Below are 19,511 nucleotides of genomic sequence, written 5' to 3'. Positions count from 1 at the left end.
GAGTACCGAGAAACCGTGGATAGCATCGGTTTACGTGACCACTGTGCGGTTGAACTCAGCAGATCCCGTCTCCTTCGACACCGACGCCTTGATCGTCGGCTTCAGGTCCGGCCCCGACGGCCCCCGGCCCGTGACGGGCGACGAGTCCCTCGACACGGCCTTCGGCGGCAAGCTCGCCGCCTCACTCGCAGCCGTCGCCTTCACCGGCAAGGCGGGCGAGCTGGCCAAGCTGCCGACGTTCGGCGCCACCGCCGCACCACTGCTGGTCGCGGTCGGCCTGGGCGACTCCCCCGACGCCGACGGCCTGCGCCGGGCCGCCGGCGCAGCCGTGCGCTCACTGGCCGGCACCGCGCGCGCCGCGCTCGTCCTGCCCGCGGACAGCCCCGACGAGGCCGAGGCCGTCGCGCTGGGCGCGCTGCTGGGGGCGTACACGTTCTCCCGCTACCGCACCGACGGCGAGCAGAAGCCGCCCGTCTCCGAGCTCACCGTGGTCTCCGGCCAGCCCGAGGGCGTGGCCGAGCGTGCGAGCGTGCTGGCCGAGTCCGTCGCGCTGGTGCGCGACCTGGTCAACACGCCGCCCTCCGACCTGTGGCCGGCCAAGTTCGCCGAGATCGCCGAGCAGTCGGGCGGCGAGGCGGGGCTGAGCGTCGAGGTCCTCGACGAGAAGGCGCTCAAGGACGGCGGCTACGGCGGCCTCATCGGGGTCGGTCAGGGCTCGGCCAACCCGCCGCGCCTGGTCCGCCTCTCCTACACCCATCCCGAGGCGAGCAAGACGCTGGCGTTCGTGGGCAAGGGCATCACGTTCGACTCCGGGGGCCTGTCGCTCAAGCCGTCGGCCTCGATGGACTGGATGAAGTCCGACATGGGCGGCGCGGGCGCCGTGTTCGGCGCGCTGATCGGCATCGCCAGGCTCGGCCTGCCCGTCAACGCGATCGGCTACCTCTGCCTGGCGGAAAACCTGCCCAGCGGCACCGCGCAGCGCCCCTCCGACGTCATCCACAGCTACAGCGGCAAGACGGTCGAGGTGCTCGACACCGACGCCGAGGGCCGTCTGGTGCTCATGGACGGCATCGCCAGAGCCGCCGAGGACGGCCCCGACGTGATCGTCGACGTCGCCACCCTCACCGGCGCGCAGATCGTGGCGCTGGGCTGGCGCACCGCCGGCGTCATGGCCAACGACGACGCCGTCAGGGAGCTCGTCCTCGAGGCCGCCAAGGCCGCGGGCGAGGGCGCGTGGGGCATGCCGCTGCCCGAGGAGCTGCGCAAGGGTCTCGACTCACCGATCGCCGACCTCGCCAACCTGCAGCCCGAGCGGTGGGGCAGCATGCTGACGGCGGGCATCTTCCTGAAGGAGTTCGTGCCCGAAGGAGTGCGCTGGGCCCACATCGACATGGCGGGGCCCGCGTTCAACAAGGGTGAGCCGTACGGTTACATCCCGAAGGGCGGCACCGGTGCGATCACCCGCACGCTCATCGGACTGGCAGAGCGGCACGCGAGCATCTGAAACAAATGAAAAGATGAGGGCATCACAACACCCCGACAAGGAGCCTTCCTGTGGCCTATGACATCGTCGTCCTAGGTGGCGGCAGCGGCGGTTACGCCTGCGCGCTCCGGGCGGCCGAGCTGGGCAAGTCGATCGTCCTGATCGAAAAGGACAAGATCGGCGGCACCTGCCTCCACAGGGGATGCATCCCCACGAAGGCCCTGCTGCACTCCGCCGAGGTCGCCGACGAGACCCGCGAGAGCAAGTCCTTCGGCGTCAAGGCGCGCTTCGACGGCATCGACGTCCAGGGCGTCCACGCGTTCAAGGACAAGATCGTCACGCGGGCGTGGAAGGGCGTGCAGGGCCTGCTGAAGGGTGCCGGCGTGACGATCGTCGAGGGCGAGGGCCGCCTCGCCGGCCCCGGCCGGGTCCAGGTGGGCTCCGAGGTCTACGAAGGCCGCAACGTCGTCCTGGCCACCGGCTCCGCCCCCAAGACGCTGCCCGGCCTGGCGATCGACGGCGAGCGCGTCATCACCAGCGAGCACACGCTCACGATGGACCACGTGCCCAGCTCGGTGATCGTGCTGGGCGGTGGCGTGATCGGCGTCGAGCTGGCCAGCGTCTACCGCTCGTTCGGAGCCGAGGTCACGATCGTCGAGGCGCTGCCGCACCTGCTTCCCGCCGAGGAGGAGTCCAGCTCCAAGCTGCTGGAGCGGGCCTTCCGCCGCCGCGGCATCAAATACGAGCTGGGCGTCTTCTTCGACGGCGCCAAGACCACGGAAACCGGTGTGGTCGTCACACTCGCCAACGGCAAGACCCTCGACGCCGAGCTCCTGCTCGTCGCGGTCGGCCGCGGCGCCGTCTCCTCGGGCATGGGCTTCGAGGAGCAGGGCATCGCCATCGAGCGCGGCGCCGTCGTGGTCGACGAGCACTGCCAGACGTCCGTGCCGGGCGTCTACGCCATCGGCGACCTCATCCCGACGCTGCAGCTCGCGCACGCCGGCTTCGCGGAGGGGATCATGGTGGCCGAGCACATCGCCGGCCTCAACCCGCCGCCCATCGACTACGCGGGCGTGCCGCGCATCACCTACTCCGACCCGGAGGTGGCCTCCGTCGGGATCACCTCGGCGCAGGCGGCCGAGCGCGGCATCGAGATCGTCGAGCAGGTCTACGACCTGGCGGGCAACCCCAAGAGCCAGATCCTCGGCACCTCGGGTGCCGTGAAGGTCATCGCCCAGAAGGACGGCCCCGTCATCGGTGTCCACATGGTGGGCAGGCGCATCGGCGAGCTCGTCACGGAGGGCCAGCTGATCTACAACTGGGAGGCGCTGCCCGCAGAGGTCGCCCAGCTCGTCCACGCACATCCGACGCAGTCCGAGGCAGTCGGTGAGGCGATGCTGGCCCTGGCCGGCAAGCCGTTGCACGTACACAACTAGTCCAGCCCTCGAGATCAGAACGCGAGAGAAGAATAACGATGCCGGTCTCCGTACAGATGCCCCAGCTCGGCGAGAGCGTGACCGAGGGCACCGTAACCCGTTGGCTGAAGAAGGAGGGCGAGCGCGTCGAGGCTGACGAGCCGCTCCTCGAAGTGTCGACCGACAAGGTCGACACCGAGATCCCGTCGCCGTCCGCGGGCGTCCTCACCAAGATCGTGGTGGCCGAGGACGAGACGGTCGAGGTCGGGGCCGAGCTCGCCGTCATCGACGAGAACGGCCAGGCGGGCGCCACCGCGTCGGCTCCCGAGGCGGCCCCGGCCGCCGAGCCGGCCCCGCAGCCCGAGCCCGAGCCCGAGCCCGCGCCGGCTCCTCCCGCCTCCTCGATCCCGCAGCCGGCTCCGGCGCAGTCCGCCCCGGCTCCCGCCCCGGCTCCGCAGCCCGCCCCGCAGGCGCCCGCGCCGGAGCGGCAGGCGCCGGCCGCCGAGCCCACCCCGATCCCGTCGGGCGACAGCCCTTACGTGACGCCGCTGGTGCGCAAGCTCGCCAACGAGCACGGGGTCGACCTCGACTCGATCACGGGCACCGGCGTCGGCGGCCGCATCCGCAAGCAGGACGTGCTCGAGGCGGCCAAGACGCAGCGCGAGCAGGCCGCCCAGGCCGCGCCGGCGCCCGCAGCCGCCCAGCCCGCCGCCGCTCCGGCGCCGGCGGCCCAGGCTCCGGCCGCGGCGCCCGAGCCGGTGGAGGTCGACACGACGCTGCGCGGCCGCACCGAGAAGATGTCGCGCCTGCGCCAGACGATGTCCAAGCGGCTGGTCGAGTCGCTGCAGACGGCGGCCCAGCTCACCACCGTGGTCGAGGTCGATGTCACCAAGATCGCGCGGCTGCGCGAGCAGGCGAAGGCCGACTTCTTCCGCCGCGAGGGCGTCAAGCTGTCCTTCATGCCCTTCTTCGAGATGGCCGCCATCGAGGCGCTCAAGCAGCACCCGAAGCTCAACGCGACGATCAACAACGAGACCATGGAGGTCACCTACTTCGACGTCGAGCACCTGGGCATCGCGGTCGACACCGAGCGCGGTCTGATCGCGGCGGTCATCAAGAACGCCGGCGACCTCAACCTCGCCGGGCTCGCCCGCAAGACGGCCGACCTGGCCGAGCGCACCCGCGCCAACAAGGTGACCCCTGACGAGATCACCGGCGGCACGTTCACGCTGACCAACACCGGCAGCCGGGGCGCCCTGTTCGACACGCCGATCCTCAACCAGCCGCAGGTGGGCATGCTCGGCACCGGCGCCGTCGTGAAGCGGCCCGTGGTGATCGACACGCCTGAGGGCGAGGCCATCTCCGTGCGGTCGATGGTCTACCTCGCGCTGACCTACGACCACCGGCTGGTGGACGGCGCCGACGCGGCGCGCTTCCTGACGACGGTCAAGCGCCGTCTCGAGGAGGGCCGCTTCGAGGCCCAGCTCGGGCTCGCGTAGCCACAGCATGTCGTGACGCCGGGCGGTCCTCACGGGCCGCCCGGCGTCCGCATGTCACCCTCCTCGATCGGGAGCCCGGGCACAGGGGTTCGAACGACTCCCGGACGCGAGAGGGCCACTCGCCGACGGCAACCCGCACGGCTCCCTGGCGGGCCACGACGTCGCGAACGGGGCGCCCCGCGACAGCGCGCGGCATGCCGCCGCCTCCCGTGCCGGGGCCGGGCGACACGTGTGAGTGGCGGCACGCCGCAGGAAAGGCGGCGGCGTACATTGGGATGATGGCGATCATCGTGACGGGTGCGTCGGGGCTGCTCGGCTCGGCGCTGGTCGAAGCGCTGCGGGCCGAGGGCCGGGAGGTCGTCAGGCTGGTACGCCGGGAGCCCCGCGGAGCCGGTGAGGCCTTCTGGCAACCGCGGGAGCAGGTGATCGACCTGGCCGCGCTCGAGGGCGCCGACGGCGTGGTCCATCTCGCCGGGGCGTCGATCGGCGACCGGCGGTGGAGCGAGGCGTACAAACGGGAACTGGTCGCCAGCCGGGTGGAGGGCACCCGGGTGCTCGTCGACGCCCTGCGGGAGCTGGAGGCGCCGCCCAGGGTCCTCCTGTCGGCGTCCGGAGTCGATTTCTACGGCAACACAGGGGATCGGGTGATCGACGAGAGCCAGGGCCGGGGCGAGGGTTTCCTGGCGGACATGTGCGCGGCGTGGGAGGGCGAGGCTGAGCGGGCCGGGGAGGCGGGGATCAGGACCGCGTTCGCGCGTACGGGGCTCGTGCTGAGCCGCCGGGGCGGTGCGCTGGCCAGGATGTTGCCGATCTTCAGGATGGGGCTGGGGGCGCCGCTCGGGTCGGGCAAGCAGTACTGGTCGTGGATCAGCGTGGACGACTGGGTGGGGGCCGCACTCCATGTCCTGAAAAATCAGGACGTAGACGGGCCGGTGAATTTCACCTCGCCCTCCCCCGTCACCAACGCCGAGTTCACAAGAACGCTCGGCAAAGCCCTGCACAGAAGCACGATGCCGCTCCCCGTGCCGGCGTTCGCGCTGGCCGCGGGGCTCGGCGAGTTCGCCCGCGAGGCGCTGCTCCCCGGCCACCGGATCCTGCCGGCGAAGTTGTCCGCCTCTGACTACCGCTTCACGCATACCAGTCTCGATGAGGCGCTCAGCGCCGTACTCTAGGATGCCGTTCCACTACTTTCAGCACGTCGGGAGATTCTTGACATGAGCCGGTCAGGACAGTCGCACATCCTCGCCATCGGCGGTGGATCGTTCCGCCCGAGCAACCGCTACAGCTTCATCGAGGCGAGCCCGCTGCTGCGCTACGGCCTCGACCTGACCGGACAGGACCGCCCGAAGCTCGGCCTGGTCGCCACGGCGCTCGGCGACTCGAGCGACTGGCTGCTGAAGATGTACGGCGCCTTCGCCGGGTGGGACGTCGAGCTGAGCCATCTGACGGTGTTCCCGATGCCCAACGTGCCCGATCCCCGGGCCTGGATGCTCGACCAGGACATGATCTACGTCAGCGGCGGCAGCGTCGCCAACCTGATGGCGTTGTGGCGGCTGCACGGCCTGGACGAGGCGTTCGACGAGGCGTGGCGGGCGGGCGTGGTGCTGTCCGGGCAGAGCGCGGGCGCGTTGTGCTGGCACGTCGGGGGCAACACCGACTCCTTCGGCCCGGAGCTGCAGGTGTGGGCCGAGGGCATGGCCCTGCTCCCCTACTCGTGTGGCGTCCACTACGACTCCGACCCCCAGCGCCGCGAGCTGTTGCAGAGGTCGGTGGCCGACGGCGAGCTGCCCGGCGGATACGCCGCCGACGAGGGCGTCGCGCTGCACTACGTGGGCACCGAGTTCATCCAGGCCGTGACCGTCGAGCCGGGCGGCTACGCCTACAAGGTCGAGCACGACGGCGCCGGCGGGGTCAAGGAGCTCAGGATCGAGCCACGGTTGCTGACCCCCTGATTACCCTTCGAAGGTAAGGGAACGGCACAATAGGCTCATGCGCCCCATCCACGGGGACGATCCCCACGCACTCGCCATCGTCCGCCTAGGTGTCGACGTCCCCTACGAGCAGGCCTGGTCGCTGCAGCGCTGGGTGCACGACAAGCGGGTCGCCGGCGAGCTGACCGACACCGTCCTGTTCCTGGAGCACGCGCCGGTCTACACCGCGGGCAAGCGCACCGCCCCGCATGAGCGACCCGCCGACGGCACCCCGGTCATCGACGTCGACCGGGGCGGCCGGCTCACCTGGCACGGCCCCGGGCAGCTCGTCGCCTACCCCATCGTCGCGATCACCGACGTGGTCGCCTACGCCTGCCGCCTCGAAGACGTGATGATCCAGATCTGCGCCGACTTCGGCGTCACGGCCAGGCGCGTGCGGGGACGCGGCGGCGTCTGGGCCGCCGGCGAGCCCAGCCTCGGCCTGCCCGACCGCCAGCTCGGCGCGGTCGGGTTGCGCGTCACGCGCGGCGTCACCATGCACGGCTTCGCCCTCAACTGCGCCAACGACCCGCGCTGGTTCAACCGCATCACGCCGTGCGGCATCCCCGGCGTGGGCGTCTCCTCGCTGTCGGCGGAGACGGGCCGCCGCATCGTGGTCGAGGAGGTCATGCCGATCGCGGAGAAGCGGCTGGCCGAAGCGCTCGGCATGGAGCCGTACGACCTGCACGAGGAGGATCTCCTCCGCCGGTAACCGTTCCGACACCTGACCGTGCCAGAAATATGGGCGTTTTCCGGCTTAAGCTCGCGCCTGTGACGTCCATCCTGGCTTTTCTCCTCGCGCTCGTGGTGCATCTGCTGACGCTGGCGTTCGTCGCCTTGGGCGGCTGGATCATCCTCAGTCACCCGGGCTCCCTGATCGCGTGGGTGTTCGGCGGCGCGAGCGTGGCCATCGGGTGGGCACTGCGGCCACGCCTGGGCGGTGGGCTGCCCGCCGACGCCGAGGTGCTCGGCCGCGCCAAGGCTCCCCAGCTGTACGCCGCCGCGGAGCGGGTGGCCGACCGGGTGGGCGTCAGGCGCCCCGCGAAGGTGGCGGTCATGGACCTGGCCACGGAAACCCGGTACGTCCGCGCCGGACTCCTGCGCACCCCGGTCCTGCTGGTCGGCCTGCCGCTGTGGCTGGCGCTGCCGCCGAGGCAGCGGGCCGCCCTGCTGGCCGCGGCGTACGCGCAGACCCCGACCGGCGGTGAGCTGGTGGTGAACGGCGCCCTGGACACCCTGGCGGCGTGGCATGACGCGCTGCTGAGCGCCGAGCCGCTCCGGGTCAGGGAGGAGGCCCAGACGGCGATCGCCGCCTCCTCCCTGGGCCCCCTGGACCATCCGGGGACCACGTACGAGGTGGCGGGCTTCTTCGGCCGCCTGCTCGGCCGGGTGCTGGGCGTGCCGCTGCTGCTGCTGGAGTACACGCTGACCAGGCTGGCGCGCGCCGGAGAACACCGTGTCCTGGCCCGGCGGCGGGCGCTGACGCTGCGAGCCGCCTCCACCGGGGAGGTCGCGGCACTGGAGGAGCTGGCGGCCAGGGGCGGCTACCTGGCGCCGATGCAGGCGGCGGCGCTGCGCGGCGAGAGCGTCACGTCGATCAGGCAGAACGCGCTGGCCAGGTTCCGGCTCGCCGACGACGGCGTGCTCACCTCCGTCCCGCACTCCGAGCTGCTGGGCGCCCACGAGTCCGAGCGGATCGACGAGGAGCTGCTCCTCCACTACACCCGGGCGATCGGCGGGTTCGGCCTGGTCACGTGAGCGCGTACGCCCCCTCGGACAGCGCGGTTCGCGGGAGACGTAAGCTGAGAACGTGACCGTTGCTCCTGAAGGCCGAAAGCTCCTCCGCCTGGAGGTGCGCAACGCCGAAACCCCTATCGAGCGCAAGCCCCCGTGGATCAAGACCAAGCTGAAGACGGGCCCCGAATACACCGAGCTCAAGTCGCTGGTGCGCCGGGAGGGTCTGCACACGGTCTGTGAAGAGGCGGGCTGTCCCAATATCTACGAGTGCTGGGAAGACCGCGAGGCCACCTTCCTCATCGGCGGCGACCAGTGCACGCGCCGCTGCGACTTCTGCCAGATCGACACGGGCAAACCCAAGGAATACGACCGCGACGAGCCCCGCAGGGTGGCCGAGTCCGTCCAGCAGATGGGCCTGCGCTACGCCACCGTCACCGGGGTGGCCCGCGACGACCTGCCCGACGGCGGCGCCTGGCTCTACGCCGAGACCGCGCGCCAGATCCACGCGCTGCTGCCCGGCTGCGGCGTCGAGTTGCTGGTGCCCGACTTCAACGGCGACCGTGACCAGCTGGAGGAGGTTTTCTCCAGCCGGCCCGAGGTGTTCGCGCACAACGTCGAGACGGTGCCGCGGATCTTCAAGCGCATCCGCCCGGCCTTCCGCTACGACCGTTCGCTCCAGGTGATCACGACGGCTCGCGAGGCCGGGCTGGTCACCAAGTCCAACCTGATCCTGGGCATGGGCGAGACGCGCGAGGAGATCACCGAGGCCATGCGCGACCTCCACTCCGCCGGCACCGACCTGCTGACGATCACCCAATACCTCCGGCCGACGCCGCGCCACCACCCGGTGGAGCGGTGGGTCAAGCCGGAGGAGTTCGTCGAGCTGCAGGCCGAGGCCGAGGCCATCGGGTTCGCCGGTGTGTTGTCCGGGCCGCTGGTCCGCTCGTCCTACCGGGCGGGCAGGCTCTACAAGCAGGCCATCGAGGCACGCCAGACCGCTTGAGCGGCCGGCAGGGCCCCGGGCGCGCACCGCCCGGGGCCCTGTCACGTCTGTGCCGCACTGCCGTGCCCGCTCTGCCGTGTTCGTCGGCGTTAGCATGACCTGAGCTGCCCGACGGGAGGATGACGGGCGTGACTCCTCCGCTCCCCGAAGGAGCGGCTTCTCGCCCCGCTTGCGCGGAGACAACGGCCAAGCCCTGACCGATGCCCGAAAGCACAAGCTCAAACCTATCCGGAGGTGGCGACAATGTCTGAGGTTCTGCCCATGCACGCTCGCGCCTTGGCGTCCCTCCCGCTCCCGATGCCCCCATCGCCCGAAGGCGACGGTCCCTTCAGGCGGCTCTGATGGCCGTGCTGATCAGGACCAGCGACTTACCCGCCAAGAGCCGCCACGACGCCTGGCGGGCTCTCGTGTGTGACACGCTCGGCCCGCTCGACCTGCGCATCGACCCCGACGCCCCGCTGCGGGGCGAGATGGAGCTCGGCCAGCTCGGCTCCGTAGGAGTCGGCAGGGTCCGCACCTCCACCCCGCACAGCGTTCACCGCACCCCCGGCCTGATCCGCCGCGACAACCCCGACGTCTACCGGGTCGTGCTGGCCGTGTCAGGCAGCCCGCGGATCTCCCAGGACGGCCGGGCCACCCAGCTCCGCCGCGACGAGTTCGCCATCTACGACTTCACCCGCCCGTACGAGCTGGCCTACGACGGGGCGGTGCAGCTCGCGGTGTTCAGCCTGCCGCACGACCTGCTCGCCCTGCCTCCGGGCGCCATGTCCGAGCTGACGGCGCTGCCCATCACGGCGGAGACCGGCGCCGCCGCGCTCGCCGCCCCGCTGCTGCGCAGGGTGGCGTTCGACCTCGAGAGTTACCAGCCGGCCAGTGCCGCCAGGCTGGCGACCGTGGTGCTCGACCTGATCGGCACCGCCGTCGCCGAGCGGATGGAGCAGGCCCAGGCCCTGGTGCCCGACACGCGCAGGCGCACGCTGCTGCTGCGCGTCCGCGCCTTCATCGAGGAACGCCTCGGCCAGGTCGACCTCGACCCCGCCACCGTCGCCGCCGCCCACCACATCTCCGTGCGCTATCTGCACCGGTTGTTCGAGCAGGAGCACACGACGGTGGCCGCCTACATCCGCCAGCGCCGTCTGGAGCGCTGCCGCGCCGACCTGGCCGACGCCGCGATGCGCGACCTGTCCGTGAGCAGCGTCGGAGCCAGGTGGGGGTTGCCCGACTCGGCGCACTTCAGCAGGTTGTTCCGGCGCGCGTACGGGATGCCGCCCGCGGAGTACCGCCGCGCCGGCATGCTCTGAGCAGCATGCGGACCGGCGCGCTTTGAGCAGCATGTGTGCCGGTCCGCTCTGAGCGCAGTGCGCTGAACGTCAAGTCGCCTGGCATGCAGATCCAAGACCCGGGAGCCACCGGTCGGCAGACTCAAGGGTGTTCCTCCCCAACGATGAAGGGTCTCGGACATGCAGCTTTTCGTGAACCTCCCGGTCAAGGACCTGGAGCGGTCGAAGGAGTTCTTCACCGGCCTCGGCTTCCAGCTGTTCGGCGCGTCCCCTGACATGGCATCGGTGATCATCAGTGAGGAGACGCAGGTCATGCTGCTCACGGAGCCGGTGTTCGCCCAGTACATCACCAAGGACGTCGGCGACGCCGCCAAGGCCACCGAGTCGATCCTGGTGCTCGGCGTGGAGAGCCCGGCGCGGGTGGACGAGCTGGTGGACAAGGCGCTGGCGCTCGGCGCCACGCCCGCGGGCGTGCAGCCGAACGACGGTTTCCGCTACCAGCGCGGCTTCGCCGACCACGACGGCCACCACTGGGAGGCGTTGTGCCTGATCCAGCCCGCCGGCTGAGCGGCAAGGCGGCCTCGGCGGACGGCACCGCCATCGCCTTCGACCGGTACGGCTCGGGACCCGTCCTCGTCCTGGTCAACGGAGCCTTCACCGACAGGGGGCACGCCACGCTGGCGAGCGTGGCGGCCGCCCTGGCCCCGTGGTTCACGGTCGTCAACTACGACCGCAGGGGCCGCGGCGACAGCGGCGACACCGGGCCGTACGCCGTCGAGCGGGAGGTCGAGGATCTGGCCGCCGTCATCGGCACGGCGGGCGGCACGGCGGGCGGCACGGCCATGGTGTTCGGCGGCTCGTCGGGGGCCGCGCTGGCGATCGAGGCGGCGGCCGTGCACCCGGAGATCTCCAAGCTGGCCCTGTGGGAGCCGCCGTACCACGTGGACGACAGCGCGCCCCCGCTGCCGGACGACTTCGCGGCGCAGCTCGACGCCCTGGTGCGGGCGGGCAGGCGGGGCGAGGCGGTGGAGCGGTTCATGGTGGAGGCCGCCGAGGCGCCGCCCGAGGCCGTCGCCGGGATGCGCGCGTCGCCGTCCTGGGCGCCGATGGAGGCGGTCGCGCACACCCTCGCCTACGAGGCGGCCGTGATGGGGCCGGGCAACCGGTTGCCCGCCGGCCTGGCGGCACTCACCCAGCCGACGCTCGTGCTCAACGGCGAGGCCAGTCCCGCGTGGATGGCTCGGGCGGGGCAGGCGGTGGCGGCGGCGGTGCCGGGGGCGGTGCACCGCGTGTTGGGTGGGCAGGCGCACAACGTGGCGCCGGAGGCGCTGGTGCCCGAGCTGCTGGAGTTCTTCGTCGCCGCGTGAGGACGTCGGCGAAGGCCCGGCGTAGGGTCGGCGGGCGCCCGGCGTGCGGTCGGCGTGCGGTCGGCGTGCGGTCGGCGTGCGGTCGGCGTGCGGTCGGCGTGCGGTCGGCGTGCGGTCGGCGTAGGTCACGATCCAGCTTGGAAGGGACAACGGCCGGGCCGCGTTTTCCATCCGGCACCAGTTGGTTTGTATCCTTCTGAGCATGGCGAAGTCCGAGGACCCAGAGAAGCCGGGGCGCATCAAGCAGCTCCGCATGATCGCGAAGATCATCAAGCAGGCCAATCCCAAGGGGATGCCGATCGTCTTCCTCTCGGCGGTGGGCACGCTGGCCGTGGTCGTCGTGATCGGTCTGGTCACGGACTACTTGTGGTATTCGGTGTTCATCGGCGTGCTGGCCGCGTTCACCGTCGGCCTGGTGGTGTTCGGGCAGCTGGCGCAGAAGGCCCAATACTCCATCCTGCACGGCCAGACGGGCGCCGCGGCGGCGGTGCTGCAGGGCATGCGGGGCAACTGGCAGGTCACCCCGGCCATCGCGGTCAACCGCGACCAGGACCTGATCCATCTCGTGGTCGGCTATCCGGGCGTCGTGCTGGTGTCCGAGGGGCCGGGCAACCGGGTGGCGAAGATGCTGGCGGCCGAGAAGAAGCGGGTCGCGCGGGTGGTGCTGGGCGTCGAGATCTACGACATCCAGTGCGGTGACGGCGAAGGGCAGGTGCCGATCAGCAAGCTGCAGCGCCACATCATGAAGTTGCCGCGCAATCTGAAGAAGCCCTCGGTCAACGAGGTCAAGGACCGCCTGCGGTCGTTGCCGAAGAACATGCCGATGCCCAAGGGGCCGATGCCCAAGGGCGCCCGCATGCCGCGCGGCCCCAAGATGCGCTAGTGCCGTCGGTCTCGTCGCGGGCCAATCGCGGCTGGTGGGACGGCAACGCCGACGACTACCAGGTCGAGCACGGCGGCTTCCTGCGTGACAGCGGGTTCGTGTGGTGCCCGGAAGGCGTGGACGAGGCCGCCGCGCACCTCCTCGGGGAGGTGCGCGGCCGGCGCGTGCTCGAGATCGGCTGCGGGGCGGCGCAGTGCGCCAGGTGGCTGGCGTCTCAGGGGGCCGAGGTCGCCGCGTTCGACATCTCCCACCGCCAGCTGCTCCACGCGAGGCGCATCGACCTGGACACCGGCCTGCGCGTTCCCGTGCTGCAGGCCGACGCCGAGTCGCTGCCGTTCGCCGGGGCGTCCTTCGACCTGGCCTGCTCGGCGTACGGAGCGCTGCCGTTCGTGGCCGATCCCCTCGCCGTGTTCCGCGAGGTGCGCAGGGTGCTCAGGCCGGGTGGCCGGTTCGTGTTCTCGGTGAGCCATCCCATCAGGTGGGCGTTCCCCGACGATCCGGGGCCGCGCGGCCTGACATCCGACCGGCCCTATTTCGACCGGTCTCCCTACATGGAGCGCGACGATCACGGCACCGTGACGTACGTCGAGCACCACCGCACGATGGGCGACTGGGTGAATCTGCTGGTGACGTCGGGGTTGACCGTCACCGGGCTGCTGGAGCCCGAATGGCCCGAGGGGCACGAGCGGGTGTGGGGTGGCTGGAGCCCGCTGCGCGGCCGTCACCTCCCGGGCACGGCCATCTTCAGCTGCTCGCGTTCCTAGCGGCCATGGCGTGGAAGACCTCCTTGGGCTCCCACCTCTTCTCGTCGAGCATCCTGACCACGCCGTACGAGCCGAGGTCGGCCTCGCCGGTCCTGTTGTAGGCGGCGAAGGTGAACCACAGGGCGGTGTCGACGCCCTCCTGCTCGAAGATGTCCATCAGTTCGGTGTAATAGCGGACCTGCTCCCCCTCGTCGCGCACCGCGCCTTCCGGCACCACCCACGCCGAGCCGCCGCGCTCGCCCGCCCCCTGGTAGGGGCAGGTGCCGAACTCGGTGACGGCGACCGGCTTGCCCGGCTCGAAGTGCGCGCGCAGCTCGTCGGTGAAGTCGTGCGCGTTGTACGCGGCGCGGTAGGCGTCCACGCCCGCCACGTCGAACGGCGCCCAGTCGACCGGCTCCCACGGCCCGGCGGCGTAGCTCAGCCGGCCTCCGAACAGCGGTCGCACGGTCTCGGCCACCTTCGCCAGGTAGGTGTTGAAGCGCGGCATGACCTGCATGAGCGTCGTCCACCACGTCACGTCGCCGGTCATCATCGTGTTGAGCCGGTCGTGGTAGGCCGCTCCCTCCATGAAGCCGTGGCCGAAGGCGGTGATCTCGCAGCCGGTGACCAGCACTACGTCGCCGCCGGCGCGGCGCAGTGTCTCGGCTCGCCCGGCTGACTCGGCGAAGAGCGCCAGCATCTCGTCCTCCGTCAGGTCCACGGGGAAGGGGGCGAACCAGACCTCCAGGCCGGCCGCCACCGCGTGTTCGGCGGCGGCGGCGATGCGCCCGGGGTCGCGGCCGGAGATGCGGACCGAGTCGCAGCGCAGGTCGCGGGCGATGGTGCGCATGTCGCGCTCGACGTCGTCGAGGTCGAACGACCTGCGGCTCAGGTCGTCACCCGGGAGGAACCCGGTGTCATAGTTGATGCCCTTCTTCATGCTTCTCCTCGTCCGTGTGCGTCAGCCCGTGCTCCAGGAGGTCGAAGGCCACCTCGACGTCTGCGGCCAGCCGCCTGGCCGCCTCCTCCAGCGGCGCGCCCGCGGCGAGCCGGTGAAAGAAGGCCTCCTGGAGGGTGGTGATGGCGGCGGTGATCTGCGCGGCCATCAGGTGCGCCGTCAGATCCGGCTCCCTGCCCCCGGAGAGGGCCGCGGCCAGCTCGTGGCGCTGGCCCATCTGGACTCCGTGCACCGCGGCCAGCAGGGCGGGGCTGGACGAGATCACGCGGATCCTGGTGATCAGCGTCTCGACGTCCAGGTCCTTCGCGACCGGCACGGCCGTCGCCCGGTAGTGCGCGCGCAGGGCCCCGATCGGCGAGCATCCCTCAGGGCGGCCGGTCACGATGGCGGCCATGTCGTCCTGCACCCCGTCGGTGACCAGGCACTCCTTGGCGGGGAAATAGCTGAACAGCGTCACCTTGGCGACCCCGGCCGCCTCGGCGATCTCGTTGACGGTCACCTGGTCGTAACCGCGCTCGTCGAACAGCCGCAGCGCCACCTGGGAGATGCGCCGGCGCGTCTGCTCCTTCTTCCGCTCCCTGAGCCCCGCCATCATCATGCGAGACAGCATAAACCATACCAGGTTCATTTTTGAACCCGGTATGGTTTTTCTTGGCTCACATGCGGACGACCATCGTGTTGGACACGCGGTCGTGCACCCCGCGGTGGTCGCGGTCCCAGATCAGGGCCGGCAGGGCCAGGGCGAGCAGCACGGTGCGCACCACCACGGGCAGCAGCCGCGGATTTCCGCCGTCCATCGCGGCGACCCTGATGCCCGCCAGGCGGTGCCCGAACGTCTGCCCCATGAGCCCGACCAGGATCAGATATTGCACGGCGAAGGCGAGCACCGGCGCCCACGGCGACTGCGCCGGGTTCATCTGGAACAACAGCTGCACGACGACCCACGTGCAGATCATCCAGTCGATGACGAGCGCGGCGATCCTGCGGCCCCAGCCGGCGATCGACCCGCTGCCCTCCTCGGGCAGCCCGAGGCGCTCCCCCGGATATCCGAGATCGACCCCGGCGGAGCGGAGCCCGCCCAGCCACGTCTGCGTCCACCGAGGTTCCTTGCCGCTCATGAAGTCAACGGTAGCCGCCCGATGAGGCGGTCCGCTTCGTGACCCGGCCGCGTCGCGGAGCCGCCATCATGGACGCCACGCCCGCCCGTTGCGACGTGGACGACGGCCACATCCACCCGGTCTACATCGACTCGCCCGCCGGCAGGGTGCCGCCCACCGGCGTGCCCACGGACCCGTACGCGCTGGAGGACATCCCGTCCGGCGACGGGGGATGTGAGGCGTCGCAGCCCACGTGACCCCGCGTAACACGTGCGAAACAATCGAGACACCGGACGGAAACGGCCAAGCTCTAGCGTCGGCATGATGGCCAGTCCCCAGGGAGGTTCGAGAGTGTTCAACTCCGCCGACGACGTCCTGAAGTTCATCAGTGACGAAGGGGTGCAGTTCGTCGATGTCAGGTTCACCGACCTGCCGGGGACGACTCACCACTTCACCTTCCCGGTAGAGAACTTCAGTGCGAGCGTCTTCACCGACGGGCTCATGTTCGACGGATCGTCGATCCGTGGATTCCAGGCGATCCACGAGTCCGACATGCTGCTGCTGCCCGACCCGGCCAGCGCCGTGGTCGACCCGTTCCGCCAGCACAAGACGCTCAATATCAACTTCTTCGTGCACGACCCGCTGACCGGCGAGGCCTACAGCCGTGACCCGCGCAACGTCGCGCGCAAGGCCGAGGAATATCTCAAGGGCACCGGCATCGCCGACACGGTCTATTTCGGGCCCGAGGCCGAGTTCTACATCTTCGACGACGTGCGCTTCGAGACGCGGCAGAACGCCGGCTACTACTACATCGACTCCATCGAGGGCGCCTGGAACACCGGCAAGGCGACCGAGGGCGGCAACCTCGGTTACAAGCCGCGTTACAAGGGCGGCTATTTCCCGGTGCCGCCGATGGACCACTTCACCGACCTGCGCTCCGAGATGGTGCGCAACCTCATCGAGTGCGGCATCGACGTCGAGATGCAGCACCACGAGGTCGGCACGGCCGGTCAGGCGGAGATCGACTTCAAGTTCGGGACGCTGCTCAAGACCGCCGACAACCTGATGCTGTACAAGTACATCATCAAGAGCACGGCGCTCGAATACGGCCACACGGTCACGTTCATGCCCAAGCCGATCTTCGGTGACAACGGCTCCGGCATGCACTGCCACCAGTCGCTGTGGAAGGACGGCTCGCCGCTCTTCTACGACGAGGTCGGCTACGCGGGCCTGTCCGACACCGCCCGCTACTACATCGGCGGCCTGCTCAAGCACGCGCCGTCGCTGCTGGCCTTCACCAACCCGACGGTCAACTCCTACCACCGTCTGGTGCCCGGCTACGAGGCCCCGGTCAACCTGGTCTACTCCCAGCGCAACCGTTCGGCCTGCGTCCGGATCCCGATCACGGGCTCCAACCCGAAGGCCAAGCGCATCGAGTTCCGGGTGCCCGACCCGTCGTGCAACCCTTACTTCGCGTTCTCGGCGATGCTGATGGCCGGCGTCGACGGCATCCGCAACAAGATCGAGCCGCCGGAGCCGGTCGACAAGGACCTCTACGAACTGCCGCCGGAGGAGGCGCGCCAGGTGCCGCAGGTGCCGGGCTCGCTCACCGACGTGCTCAACGCGCTGGAGGACGACCACGACTACCTTCTCGAGGGCGGCGTGTTCACGCCCGACCTGATCGAGACGTGGGTGGCGTACAAGCGCGAGAACGAGGTCGACCCGATCCGGCTGCGCCCGCACCCGCACGAGTTCGAGCTCTACTACGACGTGTGACGACGCGGTTTTCCGGCCTCGGCGATCTTCCCAGAAATGGGCGCTGAGCTGGGAAAACCTTGTCGTTAGTTGTCGTTGTTTGTCGTTGCTGAGCAACGTCAGAAGGAACAGAGAGGTAACAGAACGGCCCGGCACCGAAGATCGGTGCCGGGCCGTTCTTGCTAATCGGGACGATGATAGCGGTTCCGCAATCTTCAGCTCGCTTCAGGCTCCGCGTAGTGCTGGTGCTCCCACGCCACATGGCTGCGTGACGATCACCTAAGCACCAGGACGATCAGCTAGAAAATCCTGCAGGGCGCGCACCGGCGGCCGACGCCGCCAGCGATCCATCGCCTGCAGCATGTCGCCCAAGACGGTTGTCGTGCGTCCCGAGCGAGTTGCTCGGGCAACGCGCGCTGCGGCGAGCCCCAGCGTGGCCGCCTCATCTGGTTCGCCGATCAGGGCCAGCGCGGCCGCGTGACGAGCTTGGAAATAGCCGACATCGCGATACGACAGGCTGCCGCTGGCGATGATCGCCGCAAGGATCTCCGCCGCCTTGGCGGGCTTGCCGGCCTCGGTGAAGCACGCGCTGCTGCGCAACAACAGCATGTGCTCCGTGAAGTAGCTGCCCAGCGTCCCCGGCTCCTGCTGCGAGACCTGAGGTAACAGCTCGCGCGCTTCGTCGAGCCTCATCTCGGCGTCGCGCACCGGCTCCCCCAGCATGGCCAAACCCAACGCTTGCTGCTGCAGCGCTTCAGCCCGGACCCCCGCCGGGAGCCGCGTGCTGCTGTGCTGAGCGGCCTCAGCGAGGGTCAGCACCTTTAGGGGGTCCTGCCGGTCATAGGCGAGCTGAGACTTGCGCAGGAGCACATAGCCCTGCATGGGAGCATCGTCGGCTTCCTGTGCCCACTCGATCGCCCGGTCGTACCAGTACGTCGCCGCAGACAGGTCACGCAGGTCGCGGTAAAGCCAGCCGACGAACTCCGCGCCTTCAGCACCCACCGCCAAGAGCTGCCGCCGAACGTTCGGTTTGACCTCGCGAACGGCGTACTGCACAGCCGCGAGGACGGCTTGCACCTTCGCTAGTGCCGCTGCAGGACCGAGGCTCCCGTCAGCTGCTTTGCTCGCTTCGAGCTCGCTGCTCAGGTCATCGACGATGGAGTCTTCCGCGTACCGCCGAGGGTCCGTCAGCAGCGCAGTGAGGGGAGGCAGCGCGTCCGTCCACGTGCCCAGGTTGATCGCGCCGCAGTGGTGCATCCACGCTGCCTTGTCAAGCGCGCTCGATCTCGACCTGGGCACGCCATCCTCCTACTCGATCGCCGACGCCACCAACTGGGAAGGATCTCTTTCCACTTGGTCCCGGGAGCGCAGGTAGATCAGGGTCGTCTCGAACGACTCATGGCCCAAGGCCTCCTGAATCTCGCGCGGCCTCGCGCCCCGCGCCTCCGCGATCGACGCCCAGGTGTGCCGCAGCGTGTGCGGCGTCACCTTCGACGCGATCCCGGCCTGGCGCGCGATCCGCTGCACCAGCTCCCACGCCTTCTCACGCCGCAGCGGCCGGCCCGAGCCCGTCGCGAACAGCGGCCCTCGAAGGTCCCGCAGCTCCACTCCGGCCTGGCGCGCCCGCTCCCCGAGATACAGGCCAAGCGCGTACGCCGTCTCCACCGGCAGCTTCCGGTAATGCGGCTTGCCGCCCTGCAACGTCAGCCGCAACGTCCGATAGCCGCGCGAAAACCCCAGGTCTTCGATGTCCGCGCCCACCGCCTCAGTGATCCGCAGCCCGAGCTGGACCAGCATCCGGATCAGCGCCGCGGTGCGCAGCCGCTCGCGGCCGTGGTCCTTGTCGGCGGCCTCGACCAGTGCGTGCGCCTCGTCCTCCGTCAACGCCGTCGTCTCCGAGTGACGTCGAGGGATGTTCGGCCGGTCCGCCTCCGCGAACGGGTTGAACCGGGCGGCGTCGTTCTTGATCAGGTACTTGTACCAGGCCGACACCGCCGACATCCGCTGCGCGATCGTCTTCGGCGTTGGCGGTTTGCCCCCGGCCTCGACTGCCGTCTCGACCATCCACCGGGCGTACAGCTCGGCGTGCCGCACCGACATCTCCAGCGGGTCCAGCCCGGTGCGCTCGCAGTAGGCGAACCACACCCGGATCGCCCGCCTGTACGCATCACGCGTGTTCGGCGACCGGCGGGTCTCCAGCCACATGCGCGTGATCTCGATGACCAGCGGCGGCAGGTCGAGCGGAAGCGCGAGAGAGTCGTCCTGCCCGACGATGGCCAGATCAGTAGCCATTCGCCATCACCGCCGCCGCTGCGCGGGAT

20 protein-coding genes are annotated in these 19,511 nt (G+C 70.2%); 15 read left to right on the top strand and 5 right to left on the bottom strand.

The window, feature by feature from the left end; all coding sequences use genetic code 11:
• The first annotated feature begins 34 nt into the window (after window positions 1–34).
• The 13 genes from ABGB01_RS26775 to ABGB01_RS26715 all read left to right on the top strand — a co-directional run bounded on the left by ABGB01_RS26775 (window position 35) and on the right by ABGB01_RS26715 (window position 13,401).
• Window positions 35–1,504 carry a leucyl aminopeptidase gene (locus ABGB01_RS26775; protein WP_347776295.1) on the top strand — a complete coding sequence of 490 codons (1,470 nt, stop codon included), beginning with the start codon at window positions 35–37 and terminating at the stop codon, window positions 1,502–1,504.
• Between the two features lie 50 nt (window positions 1,505–1,554).
• Window positions 1,555–2,919 carry a dihydrolipoyl dehydrogenase gene (gene lpdA / locus ABGB01_RS26770; RefSeq protein ID WP_347776294.1) on the top strand — a complete coding sequence of 455 codons (1,365 nt, stop codon included), beginning with the start codon at window positions 1,555–1,557 and terminating at the stop codon, window positions 2,917–2,919.
• A gap of 38 nt (window positions 2,920–2,957) precedes the next feature.
• Window positions 2,958–4,397 carry a 2-oxoglutarate dehydrogenase, E2 component, dihydrolipoamide succinyltransferase gene (sucB, locus tag ABGB01_RS26765; protein WP_347776293.1) on the top strand — a complete coding sequence of 480 codons (1,440 nt, stop codon included), beginning with the start codon at window positions 2,958–2,960 and terminating at the stop codon, window positions 4,395–4,397.
• A gap of 278 nt (window positions 4,398–4,675) precedes the next feature.
• Window positions 4,676–5,569: a TIGR01777 family oxidoreductase gene (locus ABGB01_RS26760; protein ID WP_347776292.1), complete on the top strand. Its 894-nt coding sequence runs from the start codon at window positions 4,676–4,678 to the stop codon at window positions 5,567–5,569.
• Window positions 5,570–5,611: 42 nt separating this feature from the next.
• On the top strand, window positions 5,612–6,349 hold the full coding sequence (locus tag ABGB01_RS26755) for a peptidase E (protein ID WP_347776291.1): 738 nt from the start codon (window positions 5,612–5,614) through the stop codon (window positions 6,347–6,349).
• Window positions 6,350–6,386: 37 nt separating this feature from the next.
• On the top strand, window positions 6,387–7,079 hold the full coding sequence (gene lipB / locus ABGB01_RS26750; protein ID WP_347776290.1) for a lipoyl(octanoyl) transferase LipB: 693 nt from the start codon (window positions 6,387–6,389) through the stop codon (window positions 7,077–7,079).
• A 59-nt stretch (window positions 7,080–7,138) separates the two neighbouring features.
• A complete protein-coding gene (locus ABGB01_RS26745; protein WP_347776289.1) occupies window positions 7,139–8,125 on the top strand; it encodes a hypothetical protein in 987 nt (328 codons plus the stop codon).
• A 52-nt stretch (window positions 8,126–8,177) separates the two neighbouring features.
• Window positions 8,178–9,107, top strand: coding sequence for a lipoyl synthase (gene lipA, locus ABGB01_RS26740; RefSeq protein WP_347776288.1), 930 nt, complete (start codon window positions 8,178–8,180; stop codon window positions 9,105–9,107).
• 341 nt (window positions 9,108–9,448) lie between these two features.
• A complete protein-coding gene (locus ABGB01_RS26735; protein ID WP_347776287.1) occupies window positions 9,449–10,408 on the top strand; it encodes a helix-turn-helix domain-containing protein in 960 nt (319 codons plus the stop codon).
• Between the two features lie 159 nt (window positions 10,409–10,567).
• Window positions 10,568–10,954 (top strand): VOC family protein, encoded by a 387-nt coding sequence (locus tag ABGB01_RS26730; protein ID WP_347776286.1) that lies wholly within the window; start codon window positions 10,568–10,570, stop codon window positions 10,952–10,954.
• A complete protein-coding gene (locus tag ABGB01_RS26725) occupies window positions 10,930–11,754 on the top strand; it encodes an alpha/beta hydrolase (RefSeq protein WP_347776285.1) in 825 nt (274 codons plus the stop codon). The genes ABGB01_RS26730 and ABGB01_RS26725 overlap by 25 nt, the downstream gene beginning before the upstream one ends.
• Before the next feature lie 202 nt (window positions 11,755–11,956).
• Window positions 11,957–12,637 (top strand): DUF4191 domain-containing protein, encoded by a 681-nt coding sequence (locus ABGB01_RS26720; RefSeq protein WP_132595668.1) that lies wholly within the window; start codon window positions 11,957–11,959, stop codon window positions 12,635–12,637.
• A complete protein-coding gene (locus ABGB01_RS26715) occupies window positions 12,637–13,401 on the top strand; it encodes a class I SAM-dependent methyltransferase (protein ID WP_347776284.1) in 765 nt (254 codons plus the stop codon). Before ABGB01_RS26720 ends, ABGB01_RS26715 begins: the two co-directional genes overlap by 1 nt.
• Here the strand turns inward: ABGB01_RS26715 and ABGB01_RS26710 are convergent.
• The 3 genes from ABGB01_RS26710 to ABGB01_RS26700 are packed head-to-tail and all read right to left on the bottom strand — an operon-like array spanning window position 13,382 to window position 15,456.
• On the bottom strand, window positions 13,382–14,320 hold the full coding sequence (locus ABGB01_RS26710) for a hypothetical protein (protein WP_347776283.1): 939 nt from the start codon (window positions 14,318–14,320) through the stop codon (window positions 13,382–13,384). The genes ABGB01_RS26715 and ABGB01_RS26710 overlap by 20 nt on opposite strands.
• Window positions 14,298–14,936, bottom strand: coding sequence for a helix-turn-helix domain-containing protein (locus ABGB01_RS26705; RefSeq protein WP_347776282.1), 639 nt, complete (start codon window positions 14,934–14,936; stop codon window positions 14,298–14,300). Before ABGB01_RS26705 ends, ABGB01_RS26710 begins: the two co-directional genes overlap by 23 nt.
• A 58-nt stretch (window positions 14,937–14,994) precedes the next feature.
• Window positions 14,995–15,456 (bottom strand): RDD family protein, encoded by a 462-nt coding sequence (locus tag ABGB01_RS26700; RefSeq protein WP_347776281.1) that lies wholly within the window; start codon window positions 15,454–15,456, stop codon window positions 14,995–14,997.
• Between the two features lie 68 nt (window positions 15,457–15,524).
• Between ABGB01_RS26700 and ABGB01_RS26695 the strand changes: the two genes are divergently transcribed.
• Both ABGB01_RS26695 and glnA read left to right on the top strand, forming a co-directional pair.
• Window positions 15,525–15,692 (top strand): hypothetical protein, encoded by a 168-nt coding sequence (locus tag ABGB01_RS26695; RefSeq protein WP_347776280.1) that lies wholly within the window; start codon window positions 15,525–15,527, stop codon window positions 15,690–15,692.
• 94 nt (window positions 15,693–15,786) lie between these two features.
• Window positions 15,787–17,211, top strand: a complete 1,425-nt coding sequence (gene glnA / locus ABGB01_RS26690) for a type I glutamate--ammonia ligase (protein ID WP_132512635.1) — start codon at window positions 15,787–15,789, stop codon at window positions 17,209–17,211.
• Between the two features lie 258 nt (window positions 17,212–17,469).
• Here glnA and ABGB01_RS26685 read toward each other — a convergent pair whose 3' ends face one another.
• Together ABGB01_RS26685 and ABGB01_RS26680 are read right to left on the bottom strand one after the other, a co-directional pair.
• Entirely contained in the window at window positions 17,470–18,489 is a 1,020-nt protein-coding gene (locus tag ABGB01_RS26685; protein ID WP_347776279.1) for a hypothetical protein, read from the bottom strand.
• Window positions 18,490–18,498: 9 nt separating this feature from the next.
• Window positions 18,499–19,482, bottom strand: coding sequence for a tyrosine-type recombinase/integrase (locus ABGB01_RS26680; protein WP_347776278.1), 984 nt, complete (start codon window positions 19,480–19,482; stop codon window positions 18,499–18,501).
• Window positions 19,483–19,511: the final 29 nt, after the last annotated feature.

Origin of the sequence: Nonomuraea sp. B5E05 (assembly GCF_039880665.1) — a bacterium.
In the GTDB taxonomy this organism is placed as follows: domain Bacteria; phylum Actinomycetota; class Actinomycetes; order Streptosporangiales; family Streptosporangiaceae; genus Nonomuraea.
This window is presented reverse-complemented; position numbering and strand designations above follow the sequence as displayed.